Source organism: Janibacter sp. RAF52, assembly GCF_052114035.1.
Classification (GTDB): Bacteria; Actinomycetota; Actinomycetes; order Actinomycetales; family Dermatophilaceae; genus Janibacter; species Janibacter hoylei.
In genome coordinates this window covers 274,774-298,470 of sequence record NZ_JBFRDY010000003.1, presented here as the reverse complement: position 1 = coordinate 298,470, position 23,697 = coordinate 274,774, and the positions used below count along the sequence as shown (strand labels likewise).

Genomic DNA, 23,697 nt, shown 5'->3' with positions numbered 1-23,697 from the left:
GACAACGTGGAAGGAACCCGCCGATGGCGATGACCGACAAGGTCAAGGACGAGCTGAGCCGGTTCGAGGTGACCAAGACCTGCTGCCGCAAGGCGGAGGTGGCGAGCCTGCTGCGCTTCGCCAACGGTCTCCACCTCGTCAACCGACGCATCGTCATCGAGGTCGAGCTCGACACCGCCCAGGCCGCGCGCCGCCTCCGCCGCGACGTCAAGGAGCTCTACGGCTACGACTGCGACCCCATCCAGCAGCTCGCGGCCGGGGGGCTGCGCAAGGGCAGCCGCTACATCGTCCGGGTGAGCAAGGACGGCCAGGCGCTCGCCCGGCAGACCGGCCTCATCGATGCCGATGGTCGTCCAGTCCGGGGTCTGCCGCCGCGCGTCGTGGGCGGTTCCCCGTGCGACGCCGAGGCCGCCTGGCGTGGCGCTTTCCTCGCGCACGGGTCCCTGACCGAGCCCGGGCGCAGCTCGTCGCTGGAGATCACCTGCCCCGGTCAGGAGGCCGCACTGGCGCTCGTCGGCGCCGCACGGCGCCTCGGCATCCCCGCCAAGGCCCGGGAGGTGCGCGGCGTGGACCGCGTCGTCATCCGCGACGGTGACGCGATCGGCGCGATGCTCACCCGCCTCGGCGCCCACGACGCGGTCCTCGCCTGGGAGGAGCGCCGCATGCGACGTGAGGTGCGGGCGACGGCCAACCGCCTGGCCAACTTCGACGACGCCAACCTGCGGCGCTCGGCTCGGGCGGCCGTCGCTGCCGGGGCGCGGGTGCAGCGCGCCCTGGAGATCCTCGGCGACGACATCCCCGACCACCTGCGCGAGGCCGGTCAGTTGCGGCTGGAGCACAAGGAGGCCTCGCTCGAGGAGCTCGGCCAGCGGGCCGACCCCCCGATGACCAAGGACGCGGTGGCCGGGCGGATCCGCCGGCTGCTCGCCATGGCCGACAAGCGCGCCGAGGACGAGGGCATCCCCGGCACCGAGGCATCGCTGACCTCGGACATGCTCGACGGCTGACGTCGACCGCGACCCGGACACCCCTGCCGGCGGTGTGACGCAGGCCATAGGCTGGGTGGCGAACGGGGGCTGCCGCCGTAGTCCCGTGGACGCTGACGATCGGAGGCACCACCTGTGACTGTTCGAGTAGGGATCAACGGATTCGGCCGCATCGGCCGCAACTTCTTCCGCGCGGTCGAGGAGTCGGGTGCGGACGTCGAGGTCGTGGCCTTCAACGACTTGGGCGACGACGCGACCCAGGCCCACCTGCTGCGGTACGACTCGATCCTCGGCCGGTTCGGGGGGCAGGTCGACGTCGTCGAGGGTGGGATCGAGGTCGACGGGCGGCTCATCACCTCGCTCGCCGAGCGCGACCCGGCGCAGCTGCCGTGGGGTGACCTCGGCGTCGACGTCGTCGTGGAGTCGACGGGCTTCTTCACCGACGGCGAGGCGGCACGCGCCCACGTCGAGGCCGGTGCCACCAAGGTCGTCATCTCGGCTCCCGCCAAGAACGAGGACATCACCATCGTCATGGGGGTCAACGACGACCAGTACGACGGCACGCGGCACACGATCATCTCCAATGCCTCGTGCACGACCAACTGCCTCGCGCCGATGGCCAAGGTGCTCAACGACGGACTGGGCATCACCCGCGGACTCATGACGACGATCCACGCGTACACCGCTGACCAGAACCTGCAGGACGGCCCGCACAAGGACCTGCGACGCGCCCGAGCCGCGGCGCTCAACATCGTCCCGACCTCGACGGGAGCGGCCCGGGCGGTCTCGCTCGTGCTTCCCGAGCTCGAGGGCAAGCTCGACGGCTACGCCCTTCGCGTCCCCGTGCCGACGGGCTCGGCGACCGACCTGACCTTCGAGGCCGCCCGCGAGACCTCGGTCGAGGAGGTCAACGAGATCATGCGCGCCGCCGCAGCCGAGGGGCCGCTCGCCGGCCGGCTCGTCTACACGGAGGACCCGATCGTCTCGTCCGACATCGTCACCAACCCGGCCAGCTGTATCTTCGACTCCGGACTGACCAAGGTCATCGGGGACCAGGTCAAGGTCGTCGGCTGGTACGACAACGAATGGGGCTACTCCAACCGCCTCGTCGACGTCGTCACCCTCGTCGGCGCCTCCCTCTGACCTCCTCCCGACGGCCCCACCCGAAAGGCACACGTGAAGACCCTCGCTGACCTCGGCGACCTGCGCGGCAAGCGCGTCCTCGTCCGCTCCGACCTCAACGTCCCGCTGGACGGCGCGACGATCAGCGACGACGGGCGCATCCGCGCCTCGCTGCCGACGATCACCCAGCTCGTCGAGGCCGGTGCCCGCGTCGTCGTCTGCGCGCACCTCGGTCGCCCCAAGGGCGCGCCCGACCCGCAGTACTCGCTCGCGCCGGTTGCCGCCCGTCTGGGTGAGCTCCTCGGCAGCGAGGTCGCCTTCGCCAGCGACACGGTGGGGGAGTCGGCCCGGTCCGTCGTCGCCGGTCTGGCCGACGGCCAGGTGGCACTGTTGGAAAACCTGCGCTTCAACGCCGGTGAGACGAGCAAGGACGAGGCCGAGCGCGGCGCCTTCGCCGACGAGCTGGCCCAGCTGGCCGACGCCTACGTGTCCGACGGCTTCGGCGTCGTGCACCGCGCCCAGGCGTCGGTCTACGACATCGCGAGGCGGCTCCCTTCGGCCATGGGCGGGCTCGTGCGCACCGAGGTCGACGTCCTGCGCCGGCTGACGAGCGACCCGGAGCGGCCCTACGCGGTCGTCCTCGGCGGCGCCAAGGTCAGCGACAAGCTCGGCGTCATCGACAACCTCCTCGGCACTGCCGACCGTCTGCTCATCGGCGGCGGCATGGTCTTCACCTTCCTCAAGGCCCAGGGGTACGAGGTCGGCAACAGCCTCCTCGAGGAGGACCAGCTCGCGACGGTCACCGAGTACCTCGAGCGCGCCGAGCGCGACGGGGTCGAGATCGTCCTGCCCACCGACGTCGTCGCGGCGAGCGCCTTCTCGGCCGACGCCGACCACGAGGTCGTCGCCGCCGACGACATCCCCAGTGACCGGATGGGCCTGGACATCGGGCCCGACTCGGCGCGGCTCTTCGCGGACAAGTTGGCTGACTGCCGCACCGTCTTCTGGAACGGCCCCATGGGCGCCTTCGAGATGGCCCCGTACGCCGCCGGGACCGAGGCGGTGGCGCGGGCGCTCGTCGAGGCGACGAAGGGCGGTGCCCTCACCGTGGTCGGTGGCGGGGACTCCGCGGCCGCGGTGCGCCAGCTCGGCTTCGCCGACGAGGACTTCGGGCACATCAGCACCGGTGGCGGGGCCAGCCTCGAGTACCTCGAGGGCAAGCAGCTGCCGGGTCTGTCCGTCTTCACCGAGCAGGCGGGCTGACATGGCGACTCGCACCCCGCTCATGGCGGGCAACTGGAAGATGAACCTCGACCACCTGCAGGGCACCCATCTCGTGCAAAAGCTCGACTGGACCCTGCGCGACGCCAAGCACGACCCGGCGAGCGTCGAGGTCGCCGTGCTGCCGCCCTTCACCGATCTGCGCTCCGTGCAGACCCTCGTCGAGGGTGACCGGCTCGCGCTGCGCTACGGCGCGCAGGACGTCAGCCCGCACGACTCAGGCGCCTTCACCGGTGACGTCTCCGGCGCCTTCCTCGCCAAGCTCGGGTGCACGTACGTGGTCGTCGGCCACAGCGAGCGTCGCGAGGGCCACGGCGAGAGCGACGAGGTCGTCGCGAGCAAGGCCGTGGCGGCGTACCGGCACGGTCTCGTGCCGATCGTCTGCGTCGGAGAAGGCCTCGAGGTGCGGCAGGCAGGCGAGCACGTCGCGCACGTCCTCACCCAGCTCGAGGGCAGCCTCGCCGGCATCACCGCCGAGCAGGCCGCGACCGTCGTCATCGCCTACGAGCCCGTGTGGGCCATCGGCACCGGTGAGGTCGCCACGCCCGACGACGCGCAGGAGGTGTGCTCGGCGATCCGTGGGCGTCTGGCGCAGCTGTACTCGCCCGAGGTCGCCGACGCCGTGCGCGTCCTGTACGGAGGCTCGGTGAAGTCGGGCAACGTCGCCTCGATCATGGCCGGTGCGGACGTCGACGGAGCCCTCGTCGGTGGCGCCTCCCTGCAGGCCGAGGAGTTTGCGGCGATCTGCCGCTACCAGCAGCACCTGACCACCTGACGGCACACGCGGTGCCCGGTCGGCAGCGGTTCCCGTGACGCGGGGTATCCTGAGCCGGGCGCCGTCGCCAGGTGGTGCCCGACCCAGTCCCGACCGACAAGGACCTGAACGCGTGAACGCCGTCCGCATCGGACTCCAGGTGATCCTCGTGATCACCGGCCTGATCCTCACCCTGCTCATCCTCATGCACAAGGGGAAGGGCGGTGGCATGTCCGACATGTTCGGTGGCGGCATGTCCGCGTCGCTCGGCAGCTCGTCCGTCGCCGAGCGCAATCTCTCCCGCTTCACGATCGTCGTCGGCCTGATCTGGTTCGCCGCGATCGTCGGCATCGGTCTCGTCGACCGCTTCGACGCCTGACGCGTCCCCCCTCCACACACACGAGGAGCACGACATGGTTGGTGGCAATGCGATCCGCGGCAGCCGCATCGGCGCCGGCCCCATGGGCGAGGCGGAGCGGGGCGAGGCCGCGCCGCGCACCTTCGTGACCTACTGGTGTGCCAACGGGCACGAGGTCACCCCCTCCTTCGCCGTCGACGACAGCGTCGAGGTCCCGGAGCAGTGGGAGTGCAAGTTCTGCGGACTGCCGGCCGGCCAGGACCGCGACAACCCGCCGGCCCCGCCCACGGCGGAGGTCTACAAGACCCACCTGGCCTACGTGAAGGAGCGCCGCTCCGACTCCGAGGGTGACGCGATCCTCGAGGAGCGGCTCGGCGAGCTGCGCGACCGCGGCCTGATCCAGTAGCGCCGCAGGTCAGGGGCGCCGCGACGCGGCGGCCTCGTCGACCAGCCAGAGCGTGCGCCCCTCAGCCATGACCCGGGCGGCGCTGCTCTCACCTGCCGGGGCGCCGGCCACTCCCTTCGCCACGGCCTCGGCCTTGTCCTCGCCGGCCACGACGAACCACACCTCACGGGCCCGCGACAGGCACCCCGTCGTCAGCGACACCCGCGTGGGCGGGGGCTTGGGGGAGTCGTGCACCGCGACGGCCAGCGCATCGTCGAGCAGTTGGGCCGGGTGCCCGGGGAAGAGCGAGGCGACGTGTCCGTCGGGCCCGACGCCGAGCAGCACGACGTCCCACTCCCCGCCGCCGTGCTCGCGCAGGGTGGTCTCGTACGCGGCCGCAGACTCCTCGGGAGAGGCGCTGGCATCCGGACCAGCGACCCGGTGGACGTGCTCGGGCAGCAGACCGAGCAACCGCAGACCGGCGGCATCGTTCTGCACGTCGTTGCGATCCGGGTCGCCCGCCGGCAGGTAGCGCTCGTCACCCCACCAGACGTGCACCCGGGTCCAGTCCACGAGCGAGCGAAGGGGGTGACCGGCCAGGGCGCCCACCACGGCCGACCCCATGGACCCGCCGGTCAGGGACAGGTCGGCCCTTCCACGGGCGGCCACTGCCTCCTGGACGACGGTGAGCAGCCGGGCCGCCGTCATCTCGGCGAGGGTCTCGCTGTCGGGGTGGACGAGGACGAGCGGCGTCGCGGTCATGCCGGGCTCTCGTCGAGCCGCTCGCGCACGGCGACCTTGACGGCCTCGGGCGAGCTGTCGGCGGCCTCGGGCTCGGCCTGGACCATCGCGCTGCGGATGGCCTCCTTCGACCTCTCGGCGAGCCGGACGGCGGTGCGCCGGGCATCGCTCGGGGAGGGGACGAGGCCCTGCTCGACCGCCTCGGTCATCGTCAGGCGACGACGGGTCACCTCCGGCAGGCCCCGCGTCAGGGCGTCCTCGTAGACCTCGTCGGGGTCGAGTCGTCGCAGCTCGTCGGCCAGGCACTCCGCGTCGGAGCGGGGGGCGAGGGCGATGGCCCGGCGCGGTTGCCCCGCCTGGTCGAGAGTCGCGGTGTCGCTCGCGGTGGGACGCACCAGGTCGATGGGTCCGGAGGCCCGCTCGAGCCGCACGCTCACCAGACCGGTGCCGTTGCGCGAGCGGATGATGGCGACGGGGCAGCGCAGTCGGTGGCGCAGCCAGCCGGCGATGAGGTCGGCCGAGGGGGAGTCCCCGGCCCCGACGACGGTCGCCGCGGTCACCGGCTCGAAGGGAGCCCGGTCCAGCGTCGTCGCGAGGAGGCCACGCCACAGCGTGATCCGGCTCCAGGCGAGATCCGTGTCGCCGGGCGCGTAGGTGCGGGCCAGCCGCTTGAGGGTTGCGCCGATGCTCGCCTCCGCGGAGGAGTCGGTGATGCGTCGCTGCGCCATCGCGCCCACGGGGTCCTGGGCCGGGTCCTTGGGAGCGTCGGTGGGCCACCATGCGACGACGGGGGAGTCCGGCAGGACGAGTGGGGTGACGACGCTGCGCGCGTGGCGGGTGAGCTCGCCGTAGAGGCGGAGCACGACGACCTCGGAGGCTCCCGCGTCGCCGCCGACACGGATCTGGGCGTCCAGCCGGGCCTTGCCGCGCGCGTTGGCGAGGATCACGCAGATGATCCGGGCCGGGTGCTGGTGGCTCGCGGAGTTGGCGACGGCGAGGGCCTCCTCGGCGTCGCCCTCCGGGACGACGACGACGAGGGTGAGCACGCGGCTGAGCGCCATCGCGCCCACGTCCTCACGGATCTCGATGAGCCGCTGGCTGATGAGCGATGTGCTGGCGCTCGGCAGGTCGACGATCACGGCATCCTCCAGGTGCGTCCGTCACGCTCCATCATCGCGTCGGCCGCGGGCGGTCCCCACGTGCCGGCGGGGTACTGCTCGACCCCGCTGCGCTGCCTGCTCCAATACCGCTCGATCGGGTCGAGGATGCGCCAGGAGAGCTCGACCTCCTCGTGCCGGGGGAAGAGCGGCGGGTCGCCGAGGAGGACGTCGAGGATGAGCCGCTCGTAGGCCTCGGGGCTGGACTCGGTGAAGGCGCGGCCGTAGCCGAAGTCCATCGTCACGTCGCGCACCTCCATCTGGTTGCCCGGGACCTTGGCGCCGAAGCGCATGGTCACCCCTTCGTCGGGCTGGACCCGGATGACGACGGCGTTCTGCCCCAGCTCCTCGGTCTCGGTGTCGGTGAAGGGCAGGTGGGGCGCCCGCTTGAAGACCACGGCGATCTCCGTGACCCGGCGGCCGAGCCGCTTGCCCGTGCGCAGGTAGAAGGGGACACCTGCCCAACGCCGGGTGTCGACGTCCAGACGCATGGCCGCATAGGTCTCGGTCGTCGAGTCGGCGGCGACACCGTCCTCCTCGAGGTAGCCGATGACCTTGTCGCCACCCTGCCAGCCGGCGGCGTACTGCCCGCGGACGGTGGCCTCGCCGAGGTCATCGGGCACCTGGACGGCCGCGAGGACCTTTTCCTTCTCGGTCCGCAGCGCCGCGGCGTCGAAGCTCGTCGGCTCCTCCATCGCCGTCAGCGCGAGCAGCTGGAGGAGGTGGTTCTGGATGACGTCGCGCGCGGCACCGATGCCGTCGTAGTACCCCGCCCGACCGCCGATGCCGATGTCCTCGGCCATGGTGATCTGCACGTGGTCGACGTAGTGGCTGTTCCACACCGGCTCGAACATCTGGTTGGCGAAGCGCAGTGCCAGCAGGTTTTGCACCGTCTCCTTGCCGAGGTAGTGGTCGATGCGGAAGATCGCGTCGGGCGGGAAGACCTCCTCGACGATCGCGTTGAGCTCCTGCGCGCTCTCGAGGTCGTGACCGAAGGGTTTTTCGATGACGACGCGCCGCCACGAGTCCTCGGTGGGCGAGGCCAGCCCCGACCGCTGCAGCTGCTGGCAGACGGTGGAGAAGAAGCCCGGCGGGATCGACAGGTAGAAGGCGTGGTTGCCGCCCGTGCCGCGCTGCTCGTCGAGCTCGCGCACCGTCTGCGCCAGCAGGTCGAAGGCGGCGTCGTCGTCGAAGGTCCCCGGGACGAAGCGGAAGCCCTCGGAGAGGCTGCGCCACACCTCCTCGCGGAAGGGGGTGCGGGCGTGCTCGCGGACGGCGTCGTAGACGACCTTGCCGAAGTCCTGGTCGGCCCAGTCGCGCCGGGCGAAGCCGACGAGCGAGAAGCCCGGCGGCAGCAGCCCGCGGTTGGCGAGGTCGTAGATCGCCGGCATGAGCTTCTTGCGGGCGAGGTCGCCCGTCACCCCGAAGAGGACGAGGCTGCACGGTCCGGCGATGCGGGGCAGGCGCTTGTCGCGCGGGTCGCGCAGCGGGTTGACGTCGGCCGTGACCCGCGCCGGCCTCATGCCCGCTCTCCTCGCAGCGCCGCGCCGACCCGAGCCAGACCGGCGTCGTGGTCGGTGAGGTGCAGCACGAGCACGGGCCGACCGTGGTCGGCGAGCACCTGCCCGTCGCCACCGGCCTGGGCCGCGATGAACTCGCCCAGCGTGAAGTCGCGCCCGGGGACGGGCAGGTCCTCACGGGGCTCGTCGGTCACCTGGATGTACACCCCGGTGGCCGGCCCGCCCTTGTGGTACTGCCCGGTGGAGTGGAGGAAGCGTGGCCCCCACCCGAAGGTCACCGGCCGGTCGACCCGCTCGGCGAGGGCGTCTGCCACCTCGGCGAAGGGGGCATCGCCCTCCCGGTCGAGGTAGGCCATGAGCGCGACGTAGCCGTGGTCGGGGTCGAGCTGGTCGAGCAGGGCCGTCACGGCCTCGTCGAGCGTGCTCGCCCCGCCGAGCCAGTCGCCACCGGCGTGGCTCACGGTCACCGGACCGTCGGTGAGGTCCGGCTCGCTCGCGGTCGGCCCGTCGTCGGACATGAGGTCGCGGGCGGCCTGCTTGGCGCTCTCGACGTCGGGCTGGTCGAAGGGGTTGATGCCGAGCAGTCGTCCGGCGACGGCGGTCGCGGTCTCCCACAGCAGGAACTGCGCCCCGAGGGAGCCGCCGACGTCGACCGTCGACGGGGCGACCGGCACCTCGTCCTCACCGTCGTCGGCGACGAGGCGCACGACGGTCGCATCGGCCGGGGGAGCGCCGGCGGCGGGGCGGTCGAGCACGACGGGCAGGAGGCCCTTGCCCTCCTTGCCGGTCGACTCCGCGATGAGCTGCTCGGCCCAGTCGCCGAGTCCGGAGATCTGCGTCCCGTGGTCGACGAGGTAGAGCTTGTCGCGCAGGGGCGAGGTGCCGCCCATCGCTGCGCCGAGACGCAGCGCCGGGTTGGCCTCGTCGTCCTCGGCGAGCAGGTCGGCCACGGACTCGGCGTCGTCGAGCAGGGCCTCGACGTCGGCTCCGGCGAGGCCGCTCGGGACGAGGCCGAAGGCGGTCAGGGCCGAGTATCGGCCACCGACGGAAGGGTCTGCGGTGACGACGCGCTGACCCTTGGCCCGGGCATCCTCCTCCAGGGGGCTGCCGGGGTCGGTGACGACGACGATCCGCGCGGCGGGGTCGATGCCGGCCTCGGTGAAGGCCTGCTCGAAGACCCGACGCTGGCTGTCCGTCTCGACCGTGGAGCCGGACTTGCTCGACACCACGACGACGGTGCGCTGCAGGTCGGTCGCGGCGGCCCGGACGACGTCCGGGTGGCTCGAGTCGAGGACGACGAGCGGGACGCCGGCCGTGGCGCAGATGACCTCCGGCGCCAGCGAGGAGCCGCCCATGCCGCAGAGCACGACCCGGTCGACGCCCTGCTCGGTCAGCTCGGCGCGCAGGGCCGCGATCTGGCCGACGAGGTGGCGCGAGGTCCGTCCGAGGCCGACCCAGGCGAGTCGCTGGGCGGCCTCCTCCTCGGCGGCAGGACCCCACAGGGTCGGGTCCTGCTCGAAGATCCGGCTCGCCACGCGATCCGCGACGAGGGCGGGGACGTGGGTCGTGACCGCGTCGGCTGCAGCTCCCGCGGCGGCCACCGACAGCGAGGTCACTTGGCCGCCTTGGCCAGTTCGGCGCTGACGCCGTCGAGCAGCTCGGCCCAGGCCTTCTCGAACTTCTCCACGCCCTCCCGCTCGAGCTGGGCGGTGACCTCGGTGTAGCTGATGCCCAGGCCCTCGAGGGCGTCGAGCACCTGCTGCGCCTCCTCGTAGCCGCCGGTGACCGTGTCGCCGGTGACCTCGCCGTGGTCGATCGTCGCGTCGAGGGTCTTCTCGGGCATGGTGTTGACGGTGTCGGCCGCCACGAGCTCGGTGACGTAGAGGGTGTCGGGGTAGGCGGGGTCCTTGACGCCGGTCGAGGCCCACAACGGACGCTGGCGGCGTCCCCCTTCGGCCTCGAGGCGCTGCCACCGCTGCGTGGCGAAGACCTCCTCGTAGGCCTGGTACGCGAGGCGGGCGTTGGCCAGGCCAGCCTTGCCCCGCAGGGCGCGGGCCTCGTCGGTGCCGATCTCGTCGAGGCGGCCGTCGATCTCGGAGTCGACCCGCGAGACGAAGAAGGACGCGACGGAGTGGATCTGCGAGATGTCCTTGCCGGCGGCGAGGGCCTGCTCGAGCCCCTCGACGTAGGCATTCATCACCGCGCGGTACCGCTCGAGGCTGAAGATCAGCGTGACGTTGACGCTGATGCCCTCGGCGAGGGTGGCGGTGATGGCCGGCAGGCCGGCCTCGGTCGCGGGGATCTTGATGTGGACCTGGGGGCGGCCCACGGTCTCGGCGAGCTGCTTGGCGACGACGGCGGTCTGCTCCGCGTCCTGGGCCAGGCGTGGGTCGACCTCGATGGAGACGCGTCCGTCGACCCCGTCGGTGGCCTCGTAGATCGGGACGAAGAGGTCGCAGGCCTCGCGCACGTCGTCGGTGGTGAGCGCGAAGACGACCTCGTCGACATCCTTGCCCTCGGCCGCGAGGGCGGTGAGCTGCTCGGTGTAGGCGTCGCCGTCGGCGAGGGCGGCCTGGAAGATCGACGGGTTGGTCGTCACGCCGACGATGCCCTTGGTGTCGATGACCTCCTGGAGGTTGCCCGAGCGGAGCCGCTCACGGCTCAGGTCGTCGAGCCAGACCGAGACGCCTGCCTCGCGCAGCGCGGCGATCGGTGCGGGTGCGGTGGGGAGCTGGTCTGCCATGTCGATCATCCCTTCGCCTTCTTGATGGACGCCTTGGCCGCCTTGACGACGGCGGCCGGCGTGATGCCGAACTTCTCGTAGAGCGTGCCGGCGTCGGCCGACGCGCCGAAGTGGTCGATGCCGACGATCTCGCCCGCGTCGCCGACGACCTCGCGCCAGCCGAAGGGGGTCGCGGCCTCGACCGAGACACGCGCCCGGACGGCGGCCGGCAGGACCTTCTCCTTGTAGGCCTTCGACTGGGCGTCGAACCACTCGCGGCAGGGCATCGAGACGACGCGGGTGCCGATCTTGGCCTTCTCGAGCGTCGTGCGGGCCTCGAGCGCGACCGCGACTTCCGTGCCGGTGGCGACGAGGATGACGTCGGGCACCTCGGTGCTCGACTCGGCGAGGACGTAGCCACCCTTGGCCGCCCCCTTCGCCGCGGCGTACTCCGACCGGTCGACGGTCGGCGTGCCCTGACGGGAGAGCGCCAGCGCCGCGGTGGAGCGGTTCTTGAGGATCTGACCCCAGCACACGCTGACCTCGTTGGCGTCGCCCGGGCGGACGACGTCGAGGCCCGGCATGGCGCGCAGCGACGCGAGGTGCTCGATCGGCTGGTGGGTCGGGCCGTCCTCGCCGAGGCCGATGCTGTCGTGGGTCCAGACATAGGTGACTGGCAGCTGCTGCAGGGACGCCAGGCGCACGGCGGGGCGCATGTAGTCGGAGAAGACGAGGAAGGTGCCGCCGTAGACGCGGGTGAGGCCCTCGAGGGCGATGCCGTTCATCGCCATGCCCATACCGTTCTCACGGATGCCGAAGTGGAGGGTGCGGCCGTACTCGTCGCCCTTCCACGTGTCGGTCTGCTTGCTCTTGGGTGTGAAGGAGGGCTGGCCGTCCATCGTCGTGTTGTTGGAGCCGGCGAGGTCGGCGGAGCCGCCCCACAGCTCGGGCATGACGTCGGCGAGGGCGGTGAGGACCTTGCCTGACGCGGCGCGCGTGGCCAGGCCCTTGGCGGAGGCCTCGAAGGTCGGCAGCGCCTTGTCCAGGCCCGCCGGGACCTTGCCCGCGACGACACGGTCGAGCAGCTCGGCGCGCTCCGGGTTGGCCTTGCGCCACGCGGCGAGGCGCTTGTCCCACTCCTTGTGGGCCTCCTTGCCCCGCTTCTTCACCGCGCGGGTGTGGTCGAGGACGGTCTTCTCGACGGCGAAGGACTTCTTCGGGTCGAAGCCGAGCAGCTCCTTGGTGGCCGCGACCTCGTCCTCGCCGAGCGCGGAGCCGTGCGAGGCGCCGGTGTCCTGCTTGGTCGGGGCCGGCCAGGCGATGATCGTGTGCAGCACGATGAGCGTGGGGGCCTTCGTGTTCTTCTTCGCCTGCTGGGTCGCGGCGAGCAGGGCGTCGATGTCCTCGACGTAGGCCTTGCCGTCACCGGTCTTGCGCCAGTCGACGTCGATGACCTCCCAGCCGTAGGCCCGGTAGCGCGCACCCACGTCCTCGCTGAAGGCGATGTCGGTGTCGTCCTCGATGGAGATCTGGTTGGCGTCGTAGATGACGTTGAGGTTGCCGAGCTCCTGGTGGCCGGCGAGCGAGCCGGCCTCCGCGGAGACGCCCTCCTGCATGTCGCCGTCGGAGGCGAGGCACCAGATCGTGTGGTCGAAGGGGGAGGTCCCGGCCTTGGCGTCGGGGTCGAAGAGACCGCGTTGGCGGCGCTGGGCCATCGCCATGCCCGTGGCGGAGGCCAGGCCGGAGCCGAGGGGGCCGGTGGTGATCTCGACGCCCGCGGTGTGGTGGACCTCCGGGTGGCCCGGGGTCAGCGAGCCCCAGGTGCGCAGGGACCTCAGGTCGCTGAGCTCCAGGCCGTAGCCGGAGAGGAAGAGCTGGACGTACTGAGTGAGCGAGGAGTGCCCGACGGAGAGGACGAAGCGGTCGCGCCCGAGCCAGGCCGGGTCGGACGGGTCGTGCGTCATCACCTGCTGGTAGAGGAGGTAGGCGACGGGGGAGAGGCTCATCGCGGTGCCGGGGTGACCGCTGCCGCACTCCTGGACCGCGTCGGCGGCGAGGATCCGACCGGTGTCGACGGCGCGCACGTCCAGGTCGTTCCACCCGGCCTTCTTCGCCACCGGCATCGGCAGGTCGCTCGAGCGGGACGAGGTGCCGGCCGGGCCGGCGGGGTTGGCGGAGGTCACGGTGCGGGTCGTTCCCTTCGAGGCAGCACGACCGGCTGCCTTCTTCGCGGGAGCCTTGGGCGAGGTGTCGGTGTCCGTGCTCACGGAGGACCTTTCTGCTGCGGGAGCGTGCGTGCTGCTGTCCACACTAGTCCCGGCCGCCGGCGCCGTGACGAGTGCAACCCGGGGCCGGCAGCACTGGCCGTCGCGGGTAGACTCCCCGGAGGCCGTGCCCAGTCGGCCGTGACCCAACCCCCTTCGGCAAAGGCAGTCCGTGACCACTCTCGAGTCGACGCGCGAGCTGTCGCCGGCGACCCGTTCGTGGCGCCGCGCCGTGGGCGCCTACATCGCGCTCACCAAGCCGCGCATCATCGAGCTGCTGCTCGTCACGACGGTCCCGGTGATGTTCCTCGCGGAGCGCGGCGTCCCCTCCCTCTCGCTCATCGTGCTCACCCTCGTCGGTGGCAGCCTGAGCGCGGGCGCGGCCAACACCTTCAACATGGTCTACGACCGGGACATCGACGCCCAGATGGGGCGGACGCAGAACCGGCCGCTCGTCACGGGCGAGGCCACCCCCCGCGGCGCGCTGATCTTCGGCTTCGTGCTGACCGCCCTGTCCACGGCCTGGCTGTGGTTCTTCGTCAACCCGCTGTCGGCGGGCCTCTCGCTCGCGGCGATCGTGCTCTACGCCGTCGGCTACACGATGATCCTCAAGCGGCGCACGCCGCAAAACATCGTGTGGGGCGGCATCGCCGGGTGCATGCCCACGCTCATCGGGTGGTCCGCCGTGACCGACTCCGTCGGCTGGCCGGCGATCATCCTCTTCCTCGTCATCTTCTTCTGGACGCCCCCGCACTACTGGCCGCTGTCGATGAGCTTTTCCGACGACTACGCGCGAGCCGGGGTGCCGATGCTGCCCGTCGTCGAGCAGATGACGACCGTTGCCCGCCAGATCGTCGCCTACTCCTGGGTCATGGTCCTCACTTCCCTGGCCCTCGTGCCGGTCGCCGACATGGGCTGGGTCTACCTCGGCGCCGCCCTCGTCTCGGGTGCGCTCTTCGTCGCCGAGGCGCACCGGCTGCTGGCCACGGCGCGGCGCGGCGAGACGAAGCAGTCGGTGCTCAAGCCGATGCGTCTCTTCCACTTCTCGATCACCTACGTGACGCTGCTCTTCCTCGGCGTGGCGATCGACCCGCTGCTGCACCTGCCGCTGCCCGGCCTCTCCTGAGTCCCGCCTGTGCGGCACTGCCCGCGTGGTCGGGCCCTCCTGCTCCGGCGCGGCCGAAGGGAGCAGGTCGGCGTTGGGAAACATGCGCCGCCACTGATCCACCAGCGTCACCTGGTCGCACAGCGGCGCATGTTCCTTGAGTCGCGCCGACCTGCCCCCTTCGTCCGCTGCTGTCTTCGACACACGCGGCTGAGGGGCGCGTGGGCCCCGCCCTCAGTCGGCGGGGAGGGTGTCCGGGGTGCGGGACAGGACGATCGCGCGGGTGATGGCGACGACGAGGAGGCTGGCACCGAGCATGTGGGCCAGGACGAGGACCTCGGGCAGCTTGGTGAGGTACTGGACGTAGCCGACGAGGCCCTGGGCGAGGGTGACCCACAGGACGACCCACCACGCACGGGCGGGGCCGGCGGCTCGCTCGGTGAGCTTGGCGCCCAGCCAGACGGCGACGCAGATGCCGACGAAGAGCATCACGGCGTCGGCGTGCAGCCACGAGATGGTGCGCGGGTCGAAGCCCGTGCGGGCCGGGGTGTCGGCGTCACCGGAGTGCGGCCCGGAGCCGGTGACGACCGTGCCGAGCACGAGCACGACGGCGGCGATGGCGACGAGCAGCCACTGCAGGCGGGTGACGATCGGGTGGAGCAGCGACCGGGTGCGGCCCGAGGGCTGCCGCTGGCGCCAGTAGAGCCAGGCCGACACGGCGATGAGCCCCATCGAGCACAGGAAGTGGAAGGCGACGATCCACGGGTTGAGGCCGGTGCGCACGGTGATGCCCCCGACGATCGCCTGGGCGAGGATACCGGCCATGACGACCCAGGTGCCGATGAGGAGCTCGCGCCGGTCACGCGCCCAGCGGTAGAGCGCGATGAGCAGCGCCAGCGCGACGAAACCGAGCAGCCCGGTGAGCGTCCGGTTGCCGAACTCGATGAGTTTGTGGATGCCCTCCTCCTGCTCGACGGTCGGTACGTAGGAGCCGGGGACGCACTCGGGCCAGGTCGGGCAGCCGAGGCCGGAGCCGGTGAGGCGGACGAGCCCGCCGGTGACGACGATCCCGACCTCGACGATCAGGTTGAGCAGGAGCAGGCGTGGCAGCCACGTGCGGGCGGCCTGGGGGAGGTTGTCGGGCACCCCACTACGGTATGTCGTAGCCGCGGTACCGCGGACCACCGGGTCCGACGGGGGTCAGTCTCGCCAGCGGAAGAAGCGCACGACGCCGAGGCTGAGCACCGAGCCCCACCCCACGAGGACGAGCCAGGGCAGGAACGGCACGCCGTCGCCGGTGAGGGCCTGGCGCAGGGCATCACCGAGCGCGCCCGACGGCAGCCAGCGCACGACCACGTCGAGCCCGCCGACGGTGTCGCCGGGCAGGAGCAGCCCGCCGGCCCCGGCGAGCAGGACCCACACGAGGTTGGCCACCGCGAGCACGGCCTCGGCGCGCAGCACCCCGGCGAGCAGCAGGGCCAGGGCGACGAAGACCCACACCCCGAGCGCCGCGCTCACCGGCGTCACGAGCAGACCGAGCGGGTCGGGGCGCCAGCCGAGGACGGCCGCGACGACGCCGAGGACGACGAGCTGGCCGGCGACGACGGACGCGACGGCCAGGGCCTTGCCGGCGAGCAGCCCGTCGGTGCCGACGGGCGAGGTCGCGAGCAGGCGCAGCACGCCGTAGCGCCGGTCGAAGGCGGTCTGGATCGCCTGACCGGTGAAGGCCGTCGAGACGATGGCGAGAGCGAGCACACCGGGTGCGACGAGCGCGATCCGCGTCTCGGGCAGGTCGGGGTAGGAGCTCGCGCTCAGGGCGAGCATGGCGAGCACGGGCAGGACGAGCGAGACGAGCAACTGCTCGCCGTTGCGCACCAGGATCTCGGCCTCGAAGCGCGCCTGGGCCAGGATCCGCCGGCCGCGCGGCCGGACGGTGCTCGTCGTGGTCTCAGCGGTCACGCAGGCCTCCGGTGAGCGCGAAGTAGGCGTCCTCGAGACGAGCACCGTCGGCGATCTCGTCGGGCGTGCCGTCGGCCACGACCCGGCCGCCGGCGAGGATGACGACCCGGTCGGCGAGGCGCTCGGCCTCCTCGAACCCGTGCGTCGTGACGACGAGGGCCACGCCCTCGTCGCGCCGCTCGCGCAGCAGGTCCCACACGTCCAGGCGGGCGTGCGGGTCCAGCCCGGCGGTCGGCTCGTCGAGGAAGGCGACCTCGGGGTCGCCGAGCAGGGCTGCGGCCAGGGCGACCCGCTGGCGCTGGCCGCCGCTCAGACGACGGACCGGCGTGCGGGCGAAGGGGGTGATGTCGAGTCGGTCGACGAGCTCCGCGGCGCGGTGGGTCCGGTGGAGCCGGCCGAGGTGGGCGAGCAGGCGGGTGGCCGGCACGCTCTGGGGGAGCCCGCCGTCCTGGAGCATGACCCCGACCCGGGCGCGGTGCTCGGCGCTGGCCTGCCAGGGGTCGGTGCCGAGGACCCGGCAGCTGCCGGAGTCCGGCCGCTGCAGACCCTCGAGGCACTCGATGGTCGTCGTCTTGCCGGCGCCGTTGGGTCCGAGCACGCAGGTGATCTGCCCGGTCTCGGCAGCCCACGAGGCCCCGTCGACGGCGACGGTGTCACCGAAGACGCGGCGCAGGTCCTCCACGACGACGGCACGAGTCACAGCAGGCGAGTCTAGGCAGCGGGTGCTCCCGACCGTGGTTAGGGGTGCCTTTGTTGTGCTGTGTGTCGATTTACATAACATGGATGTGTGGTTATTTCCCCGCGAGCACCGAGGGCGTCGGCCGACGACGCCCGGATCAACGATGCCGCGTCGCGGGATGCCCGCACCCGAGACCGCGTCCTCGCCCTCATCAGCGAGCGTGGGCCCATCACGGCGGCCGACCTCGCGGCCGACCTGGGGCTCACCGCGACGGGCGTGCGCCGCCACCTCGACCAGCTCGCCGAGAGCGGCGCCGTGACCAGCCGCGCCCCGCACACGGGCAAGCGCGGCCGCGGTCGCCCGGCTCGTGAGTGGGTCGTCGGTGAGATCGGTCACGACCACCTGACCTCCGACTACGACGAGCTGGCGGCCGACGCCGTGCGCTTCGTGCGCGAGACCGCGGGCGACGAGGCGGTGCGTGCCTTCGCCGACCAGCGGGTCCGCGCACTCGAGGAGCGCTGCTCCGCCGAGATCGACCGTGCCGGCGACGACCCGGCCGCACGGACCGCGGCGCTCGTCGACGCGCTTCGCTCCGAGGGCTACGCTGCCAGCGCCCGCACGGTCGGCGACGACGTCGTCGTCGGCCTCCAGCTGTGCCAGGGCCACTGCCCGGTCCAGCACGTCGCTGCGGAGTTCCCCGAGTTGTGCGAGGCGGAGACCGACGCCTTCAGCCGCCTCCTCGGAGTCCACGTCCAACGCCTGGCCACCCTGGCCCAGGGCGATCACGTCTGCACCACCTTCGTCCCCACCCCGGGGGCGCGTCCCCACACAGAGAGGTCCACCCGATGAGCACCAACATCGAAGAGCTCAACCCAGGGCTCAAGGACATCGGCAAGTACGAGTTCGGCTGGGCCGATGCCGACACCGCGGGTGCCAGCGCCAAGCGCGGCCTCAACGAGGACGTCGTCAGCGACATCTCCGAGCGCAAGGGTGAGCCGCAGTGGATGCGCGACCTGCGTCTGAAGTCGCTGCGGCTCTTCGACAAGAAGCCCATGCCGAGCTGGGGCAGCGACCTCACCGGCATCGACTTCCAGAACATCAAGTACTTCGTGAAGTCCACGGAGAAGCAGGCCGCCTCCTGGGAGGACCTGCCCGAGGACATCAAGAACACCTACGACAAGCTCGGCATCCCCGAGGCGGAGAAGCAGCGCCTCGTCGCCGGTGTCGCGGCGCAGTACGAGTCGGAGGTCGTCTACCACCAGATCCGTGAGGACCTGGAGGAGAAGGGCGTCATCTTCGTCGACACGGACACGGGCCTGCGTGAGCACGAGGACCTCTTCCGCGAGTACTTCGGCACCGTCATCCCCGCCGGTGACAACAAGTTCTCCGCGCTCAACACCGCAGTGTGGTCGGGTGGCTCCTTCATCTACGTGCCGCCGGGTGTCCACGTCGACATCCCGCTGCAGGCCTACTTCCGGATCAACACCGAAAACATGGGCCAGTTCGAGCGGACGCTCATCATCGCCGACGAGGGCTCGTACGTGCACTACGTCGAGGGCTGCACCGCGCCGATCTACAAGACCGACTCGCTGCACAGCGCCGTCGTCGAGATCGTCGTCAAGAAGAACGCCCGCGTGCGCTACACGACGATCCAGAACTGGTCCAACAACGTCTACAACCTCGTCACCAAGCGCACCACGGTCGCCGAGGGCGGCACGATGGAGTGGGTCGACGGCAACATCGGCTCCAAGGTGACGATGAAGTACCCCGCGTGCTTCCTCCTCGGCGAGCACGCGAAGGGCGAGACCCTCTCGATCGCCTTCGCCGGCGAGGGCCAGCACCAGGACGCAGGCGCCAAGATGGTGCACGCGGCCCCCAACACGTCGAGCTCGATCGTCTCGAAGTCCGTCGCCCGTGGCGGCGGTCGCACCTCCTACCGGGGCCTCGTGCAGGTCCTCGAGGGCGCGACCAACAGCAAGTCCTCGGTCGTGTGCGACGCACTGCTCGTCGACACGATCAGCCGCTCCGACACCTACCCCTACGTCGACGTCCGCGAGGACGACGTGCAGATGGGTCACGAGGCGACTGTCTCCAAGGTCTCGGCCGACCAGCTCTTCTACCTCATGTCCCGCGGCATGAGCGAGGAGGAGGCCATGGCGATGATCGTGCGCGGCTTCGTCGAGCCCATCGCGCGTGAGCTGCCGATGGAGTACGCCCTCGAGCTCAACCGCCTCATCGAACTCCAGATGGAAGGAGCCGTCGGCTGATGGCCCTGCTGACCGACTCGGGCCCCCAGGCCCACACGCACTCCGCCGAGACCCTCGTGCCGGACCAGTCGCGCGCGGAGCGCACCCGCTCGTGGGAGGTCGCCGACTTCCCCGTCCCGCAGGGACGGGAGGAGGACTGGCGCTTCACGCCCGTCGGGCGTCTGGCCGAGCTCTTCACCGACGAAGGGGGCTCCGCCACCCTGTCCGTCGAGCACGACCTGCCGCAGGGCGTCACCCGGACGCAGGTCCCGGCCGCCGAGGCCCGGACCGCGGGCGTGCCGCTGCCGGCCGACCGCGCGGCCGCCGTCGCGGCCAGCGGCGACTCGGTCGTCGTCATCGACGTCCCGGCCGAGGCCGAGCTCGCCGAGCCGGTGCGCGTGCACCTGACGGGCGAGGCCGGCGAGCCGGTGCGCGCCCACCACCTCGTGCGCGTGGGTGCCTTCGCCAAGGCGACCCTCGTCGTCGAGCACTCGGGCACCGCCGAGTACACCGAGCTGCTGTCCGTCATCGCCGGCGACTCGGCCCAGCTGACGATCGTCAGCCTCCAGGACTGGGAGGACGACGCGGTCCACCTCGGCCAGCACGACGTCGTCGTCGGCCGGGACGCGAGCGTGCGCCACATCGCCATCACCATCGGCGGCGGCATCGTCCGGCTCAACACCAATGCCTCCTACGCGGGCCCCGGCGGCTCCTTCGAGGCCTTCGGCGTGTACTTCGCCGACGCGGGCCAGCACCTGGAGCACCGGCTCTTCGTCGACCACGAGGCGCCGCACTGCTCGAGCAATGTCGAGTACAAGGGCGCCCTGCAGGGCGAGACCGCGCACACCGTCTGGGTGGGCGACGTCCTCATCCGCGCCGCGGCAGAGGGCACCGAGACCTACGAGCTCAACCGCAACCTCGTGCTGACCGACGGCGCGCGGGCCGACTCGGTCCCCAACCTCGAGATCGAGACGGGCGAGATCGTCGGTGCCGGGCACGCGTCGACGACCGGCCGCTTCGACGACCTGCAGCTGTTCTACCTGCAGTCGCGCGGCGTCCCCGAGGACGAGGCCCGACGCCTCGTCGTGAGCGGCTTCTTCAACAGCATCGTCCAGCGCATCGGTGACCCCGAGATCAGCGAGCGCATCATGGCCGCCATCGACGTCGAGCTCGAAGGGGGCGCGGCATGAGTGCCGTCGCCCAGCCCGACTTCGTCCGGGTGTGCAGCCTCGACGAGCTGACCGTGGGGGAGGCCGCCAAGGCCGACCTGTCCGGTCGGATCATCGCGATCGTGCGCACCGAGGACGGTGGCGTCCACGCCATCGACGACGAGTGCACCCACGGCAAGGTCTCCCTCTCGGAGGGCGAGGTCGACGGCTGCACCATCGAGTGCTGGCTGCACGGCTCGCGCTTCGACCTCGTCTCCGGCCGCCCCACCGGCCTGCCGGCGACCGTCCCGGTCGCGGTCCACACGGTCCAGGTGACCGACGACGGCGACGTGCTCGTCGCCCTGGCCGACTGACCCCCCCACACGTCAAGGAAGAAGACAGACATGGCAACGCTCGCAATCAAGGACCTGCACGTCAGCGTCGAGACCGAGGACGGCCCCAAGGAGATCCTCAAGGGCGTCACCCTCACCATCAACTCCGGTGAGACGCACGCGATCATGGGCCCCAACGGCTCCGGCAAGTCCACCCTGGCCTACTCCATCGCCGGGCACCCGAAGTACACCGTCACCTCCGGCGAGGTCACCCTCGACGGCGAGGATGTGCTGTCGATGTCCGTCGACGAGCGCGCCCGCGCCGGTCTGTTCCTCGCGATGCAGTACCCCGTCGAGGTCCCCGGCGTCACGGTGAGCAACTTCCTGCGGACCGCCAAGACCGCCATCGACGGCGAGGCGCCCAAGCTGCGCACGTGGGTCAAGGAGGTGCGCGGCACGATGGACGAGCTGCGCATGGACGCCTCCTTCGCCGAGCGCAACGTCAACGAGGGCTTCTCCGGTGGTGAGAAGAAGCGCCACGAGATCCTCCAGATGGAGCTGCTCAAGCCGAAGTTCGCCGTCCTCGACGAGACCGACTCCGGCCTGGACGTCGACGCCCTCCGCGTCGTCTCCGAGGGTGTCAACCGCGCCAAGGAGTCCACCGGCGCCGGCGTCCTGCTCATCACGCACTACACGCGGATCCTGCGCTACATCAAGCCGCAGTTCGTCCACGTCTTCGTCGACGGCCGGATCGCCGAGGAGGGTGGCCCCGAGCTGGCCGACCGCCTCGAGTCCGAGGGCTACGACCGGTTCATCGCGACGGGGGAGCCCGCCACGACCGCAGGAGCCTGACCATGACGCCGCAGCTGATCCCCGAGGGTGAGCTGACCGCGATCCGCGGTCAGTTCCCGATCCTCGAGCGCACGGTGCGCGGGGGCAAGCCGCTCGTCTACCTCGACTCCGGCGCCACCTCGCACAAGCCGCTGGCCGTGCTCGACGCCGAGCGGGACTTCCTCGTCACGGCCAACTCCGCACCCCACCGCGGTGCGCACGCGCTGTCCGAGGAGGCCACCGAGGCCTACGAGGGCGCGCGGGCCGACATCGCGGCGCTCATCGGGGCGCAGGAGCGCGAGGTCGTCTTCACCAAGAACGCCACCGAGGCGCTCAACCTCGCGGCCTACGCCTTCTCCAACGCCGAGCCGGGATCCCCCCTTCGTCTCGGCGAGGGGGACGAGGTGCTCATCACCGAGGCCGAGCACCACGCCAACCTCGTGCCGTGGCAGGAGCTGTGCCGCCGCACCGGCGCCACGCTCCGCTGGATCGGCGTGACCGAGGAGGGTCGGCTCGACCTCGACCAGCTCGACGAGCTGGTCACCGAGCGGACCAAGGTCATGGCCTTCACCCACGCGTCCAACGTGCTGGGTGCCGTCAGCGACGTGCCGCGTCTCGTCGCCGCGGCGAAGTCCGTCGGCGCGATCACCGTGCTCGACGCCTGCCAGTCGGTGCCGCACCTGCCGGTCGCGGTGCGCGAGCTCGGCGTCGACCTGCTCGCCTTCTCCGGCCACAAGATGTACGGCCCGAGCGGCATCGGTGTCCTCTGGGGCCGCTACGACCTGCTCGAGCAGATGCCCGCCTTCCTCACCGGTGGGTCGATGATCGAGGTCGTGCGGATGGAGGGCAGCACCTACGCGCCGCCGCCCACCCGCTTCGAGGCCGGCGTGCCGATGACCAGCCAGGCGATCGGTCTGGGTGCGGCCGTGCGCTGGATCCGTGACATCGGTCTGGAGCGCATCGCCGCGCACGAGCAGGCCCTCACCGCGCAGCTGCTCGACGCGATCGCGCAGCGTCCGTGGGTGCGGCTCGTCGGCCCGGCCGACACCGTCCACCGGGGCGCGGCCGTCTCCTTCGTCGTCGACGGTGTCCACGCCCACGACGTGGGGCAGGTCCTCGACGACCAGGGCGTCGCCGTGCGCGTCGGCCACCACTGCGCGTGGCCGCTGCACCGCGCCTTCGGCGTCGCCGCCACCACGCGCGCGTCGCTCGCCGTGTACAACACGCCGGCCGAGATCGAGTCGCTCGTCACGGCGCTCGACCGCGTGCCGGAGATCTTCGGCGTGGATCGGGGTGCTGCCTGATGGACCTCTACCAGGAGCTGATCCTCGACCACTCCAAGCGCAAGGTCGGCCACGGCCTGCGTGAGGGCGAGGCCGCCGAGGTGCACCACGTGAACCCGACCTGTGGTGACGAGGTGACGCTGCGCGTCCACCTCGACGGCACCGGTCCCGAGGCGCACATCACCGACATCTCGTACGAGGCGATGGGCTGCTCGATCTCCATGGCGAGCGTGTCCATCCTCGCCGAGGAGGTCACCGGCGAGACCATCCACGAGGCGATGGACGTCCACGAGGCGATGCGCCAGATGCTCACCAGCCGGGGCCAGGACCCCGGCGACGAGGAGGTCATCGGCGACGGTGTCGCCCTCGCCGGCGTCGCCCAGTACCCCGCGCGCGTCAAGTGCGCCCTGCTGGGCTGGATGGCCCTCACCGACGCGCTGGCCCGGGCCGGCGTCGACGTCTCGACCACTTCCCAAGGAGAGAGCGCATGACCGCACAGGCCCCCACCCCGAGCAACGTCGCGGACGTCGAGGAGGCGCTGCGTGACGTCGTCGACCCCGAGCTGGGGATCAACGTCGTCGACCTCGGCCTCGTCTACGGCATCACCGTCGACCCGCAGAACCACGCGGTCATCGACATGACCCTCACCTCGGCCGCGTGCCCGCTGACCGACGTCATCGAGGACCAGGTCGACCAGGCCCTCAGCGACCTCGTCACCGACTCGCGGATCAACTGGGTCTGGATGCCGCCGTGGGGTCCGGACAAGATCACCGACGACGGGCGTGAGCAGCTGCGCGCCCTCGGCTTCAACATCTGAGCCACCA

General features: G+C 71.4%; 24 protein-coding genes. 15 read left to right on the top strand and 9 right to left on the bottom strand.

The window, feature by feature from the left end:
- Positions 1-23 precede the first annotated feature (23 nt).
- The 6 genes from whiA to AB4Y78_RS05970 all read left to right on the top strand — a co-directional run bounded on the left by whiA (position 24) and on the right by AB4Y78_RS05970 (position 4,907).
- A complete protein-coding gene (whiA, locus tag AB4Y78_RS05995) occupies positions 24-1,007 on the top strand; it encodes a DNA-binding protein WhiA (RefSeq protein ID WP_007927631.1) in 984 nt (327 codons plus the stop codon).
- Between the two features lie 114 nt (positions 1,008-1,121).
- On the top strand, positions 1,122-2,129 hold the full coding sequence (gap, locus tag AB4Y78_RS05990; RefSeq protein WP_265229520.1) for a type I glyceraldehyde-3-phosphate dehydrogenase: 1,008 nt from the start codon (positions 1,122-1,124) through the stop codon (positions 2,127-2,129).
- 33 nt (positions 2,130-2,162) lie between these two features.
- On the top strand, positions 2,163-3,371 hold the full coding sequence (locus tag AB4Y78_RS05985) for a phosphoglycerate kinase (RefSeq protein WP_265229519.1): 1,209 nt from the start codon (positions 2,163-2,165) through the stop codon (positions 3,369-3,371).
- Between the two features lies 1 nt (position 3,372).
- Positions 3,373-4,164, top strand: a complete 792-nt coding sequence (tpiA, locus tag AB4Y78_RS05980) for a triose-phosphate isomerase (RefSeq protein WP_265229518.1) — start codon at positions 3,373-3,375, stop codon at positions 4,162-4,164.
- 112 nt (positions 4,165-4,276) lie between these two features.
- Entirely contained in the window at positions 4,277-4,522 is a 246-nt protein-coding gene (secG, locus tag AB4Y78_RS05975; RefSeq protein WP_007927624.1) for a preprotein translocase subunit SecG, read from the top strand.
- A 34-nt stretch (positions 4,523-4,556) separates the two neighbouring features.
- Positions 4,557-4,907 carry an RNA polymerase-binding protein RbpA gene (locus AB4Y78_RS05970; protein ID WP_259910103.1) on the top strand — a complete coding sequence of 117 codons (351 nt, stop codon included), beginning with the start codon at positions 4,557-4,559 and terminating at the stop codon, positions 4,905-4,907.
- A gap of 9 nt (positions 4,908-4,916) precedes the next feature.
- Here the strand turns inward: AB4Y78_RS05970 and pgl are convergent, their stop codons facing one another.
- The 6 genes from pgl to tkt are packed head-to-tail and all read right to left on the bottom strand — an operon-like array spanning position 4,917 to position 13,149.
- A complete protein-coding gene (pgl, locus tag AB4Y78_RS05965) occupies positions 4,917-5,648 on the bottom strand; it encodes a 6-phosphogluconolactonase (RefSeq protein WP_265229517.1) in 732 nt (243 codons plus the stop codon).
- Positions 5,645-6,766, bottom strand: coding sequence for a glucose-6-phosphate dehydrogenase assembly protein OpcA (locus AB4Y78_RS05960; RefSeq protein ID WP_265229516.1), 1,122 nt, complete (start codon positions 6,764-6,766; stop codon positions 5,645-5,647). The genes pgl and AB4Y78_RS05960 overlap by 4 nt, the downstream gene beginning before the upstream one ends.
- Positions 6,763-8,307 (bottom strand): glucose-6-phosphate dehydrogenase, encoded by a 1,545-nt coding sequence (zwf, locus tag AB4Y78_RS05955; protein WP_265229515.1) that lies wholly within the window; start codon positions 8,305-8,307, stop codon positions 6,763-6,765. Before zwf ends, AB4Y78_RS05960 begins: the two co-directional genes overlap by 4 nt.
- Complete coding sequence (locus AB4Y78_RS05950) at positions 8,304-9,920, bottom strand: glucose-6-phosphate isomerase (RefSeq protein WP_441736946.1); 1,617 nt, start codon at positions 9,918-9,920, stop codon at positions 8,304-8,306. Before AB4Y78_RS05950 ends, zwf begins: the two co-directional genes overlap by 4 nt.
- Complete coding sequence (gene tal / locus AB4Y78_RS05945; protein ID WP_265229513.1) at positions 9,917-11,056, bottom strand: transaldolase; 1,140 nt, start codon at positions 11,054-11,056, stop codon at positions 9,917-9,919. Before tal ends, AB4Y78_RS05950 begins: the two co-directional genes overlap by 4 nt.
- On the bottom strand, positions 11,053-13,149 hold the full coding sequence (gene tkt, locus AB4Y78_RS05940; protein ID WP_441713269.1) for a transketolase: 2,097 nt from the start codon (positions 13,147-13,149) through the stop codon (positions 11,053-11,055). Before tkt ends, tal begins: the two co-directional genes overlap by 4 nt.
- Positions 13,150-13,462: 313 nt before the next feature.
- On the opposite strand from tkt, the gene AB4Y78_RS05935 reads away from it, so the two are divergent.
- A complete protein-coding gene (locus AB4Y78_RS05935; protein ID WP_259910110.1) occupies positions 13,463-14,416 on the top strand; it encodes a heme o synthase in 954 nt (317 codons plus the stop codon).
- Positions 14,417-14,629: 213 nt separating this feature from the next.
- Here the strand turns inward: AB4Y78_RS05935 and AB4Y78_RS05930 are convergent, their stop codons facing one another.
- Genes AB4Y78_RS05930 through AB4Y78_RS05920 form a run of 3 tightly spaced genes read right to left on the bottom strand, consistent with a single transcriptional unit; the run spans position 14,630 to position 17,054 of the window.
- On the bottom strand, positions 14,630-15,541 hold the full coding sequence (locus AB4Y78_RS05930; RefSeq protein ID WP_306513465.1) for a COX15/CtaA family protein: 912 nt from the start codon (positions 15,539-15,541) through the stop codon (positions 14,630-14,632).
- Between the two features lie 54 nt (positions 15,542-15,595).
- Positions 15,596-16,354 (bottom strand): ABC transporter permease, encoded by a 759-nt coding sequence (locus tag AB4Y78_RS05925; protein WP_441713258.1) that lies wholly within the window; start codon positions 16,352-16,354, stop codon positions 15,596-15,598.
- Positions 16,344-17,054: an ABC transporter ATP-binding protein gene (locus AB4Y78_RS05920; protein WP_007927584.1), complete on the bottom strand. Its 711-nt coding sequence runs from the start codon at positions 17,052-17,054 to the stop codon at positions 16,344-16,346. Before AB4Y78_RS05920 ends, AB4Y78_RS05925 begins: the two co-directional genes overlap by 11 nt.
- A gap of 87 nt (positions 17,055-17,141) precedes the next feature.
- On the opposite strand from AB4Y78_RS05920, the gene AB4Y78_RS05915 reads away from it, so the two are divergent.
- From AB4Y78_RS05915 to AB4Y78_RS05880, 8 genes are read left to right on the top strand one after another with little or no spacing between them, the layout of a single operon-like run.
- Positions 17,142-17,882, top strand: coding sequence for a helix-turn-helix transcriptional regulator (locus AB4Y78_RS05915; RefSeq protein ID WP_306513469.1), 741 nt, complete (start codon positions 17,142-17,144; stop codon positions 17,880-17,882).
- Complete coding sequence (gene sufB / locus AB4Y78_RS05910) at positions 17,879-19,300, top strand: Fe-S cluster assembly protein SufB (protein ID WP_007927581.1); 1,422 nt, start codon at positions 17,879-17,881, stop codon at positions 19,298-19,300. Before AB4Y78_RS05915 ends, sufB begins: the two co-directional genes overlap by 4 nt.
- A complete protein-coding gene (gene sufD, locus AB4Y78_RS05905; protein WP_441736942.1) occupies positions 19,300-20,469 on the top strand; it encodes a Fe-S cluster assembly protein SufD in 1,170 nt (389 codons plus the stop codon). The genes sufB and sufD overlap by 1 nt, the downstream gene beginning before the upstream one ends.
- On the top strand, positions 20,466-20,801 hold the full coding sequence (locus AB4Y78_RS05900; RefSeq protein ID WP_068316320.1) for a non-heme iron oxygenase ferredoxin subunit: 336 nt from the start codon (positions 20,466-20,468) through the stop codon (positions 20,799-20,801). Before sufD ends, AB4Y78_RS05900 begins: the two co-directional genes overlap by 4 nt.
- 30 nt (positions 20,802-20,831) lie before the next feature.
- A complete protein-coding gene (gene sufC / locus AB4Y78_RS05895) occupies positions 20,832-21,611 on the top strand; it encodes a Fe-S cluster assembly ATPase SufC (protein ID WP_441713252.1) in 780 nt (259 codons plus the stop codon).
- Positions 21,612-21,613: 2 nt separating this feature from the next.
- Complete coding sequence (locus tag AB4Y78_RS05890) at positions 21,614-22,894, top strand: cysteine desulfurase (RefSeq protein WP_441713251.1); 1,281 nt, start codon at positions 21,614-21,616, stop codon at positions 22,892-22,894.
- Positions 22,894-23,364, top strand: coding sequence for a Fe-S cluster assembly sulfur transfer protein SufU (gene sufU, locus AB4Y78_RS05885; protein WP_007927569.1), 471 nt, complete (start codon positions 22,894-22,896; stop codon positions 23,362-23,364). The genes AB4Y78_RS05890 and sufU overlap by 1 nt, the downstream gene beginning before the upstream one ends.
- The gene (locus tag AB4Y78_RS05880) at positions 23,361-23,690 is read left to right on the top strand and encodes a metal-sulfur cluster assembly factor (protein WP_007927567.1); all 330 of its coding nucleotides are present in this window, start codon (positions 23,361-23,363) and stop codon (positions 23,688-23,690) included. Before sufU ends, AB4Y78_RS05880 begins: the two co-directional genes overlap by 4 nt.
- Positions 23,691-23,697: the final 7 nt, after the last annotated feature.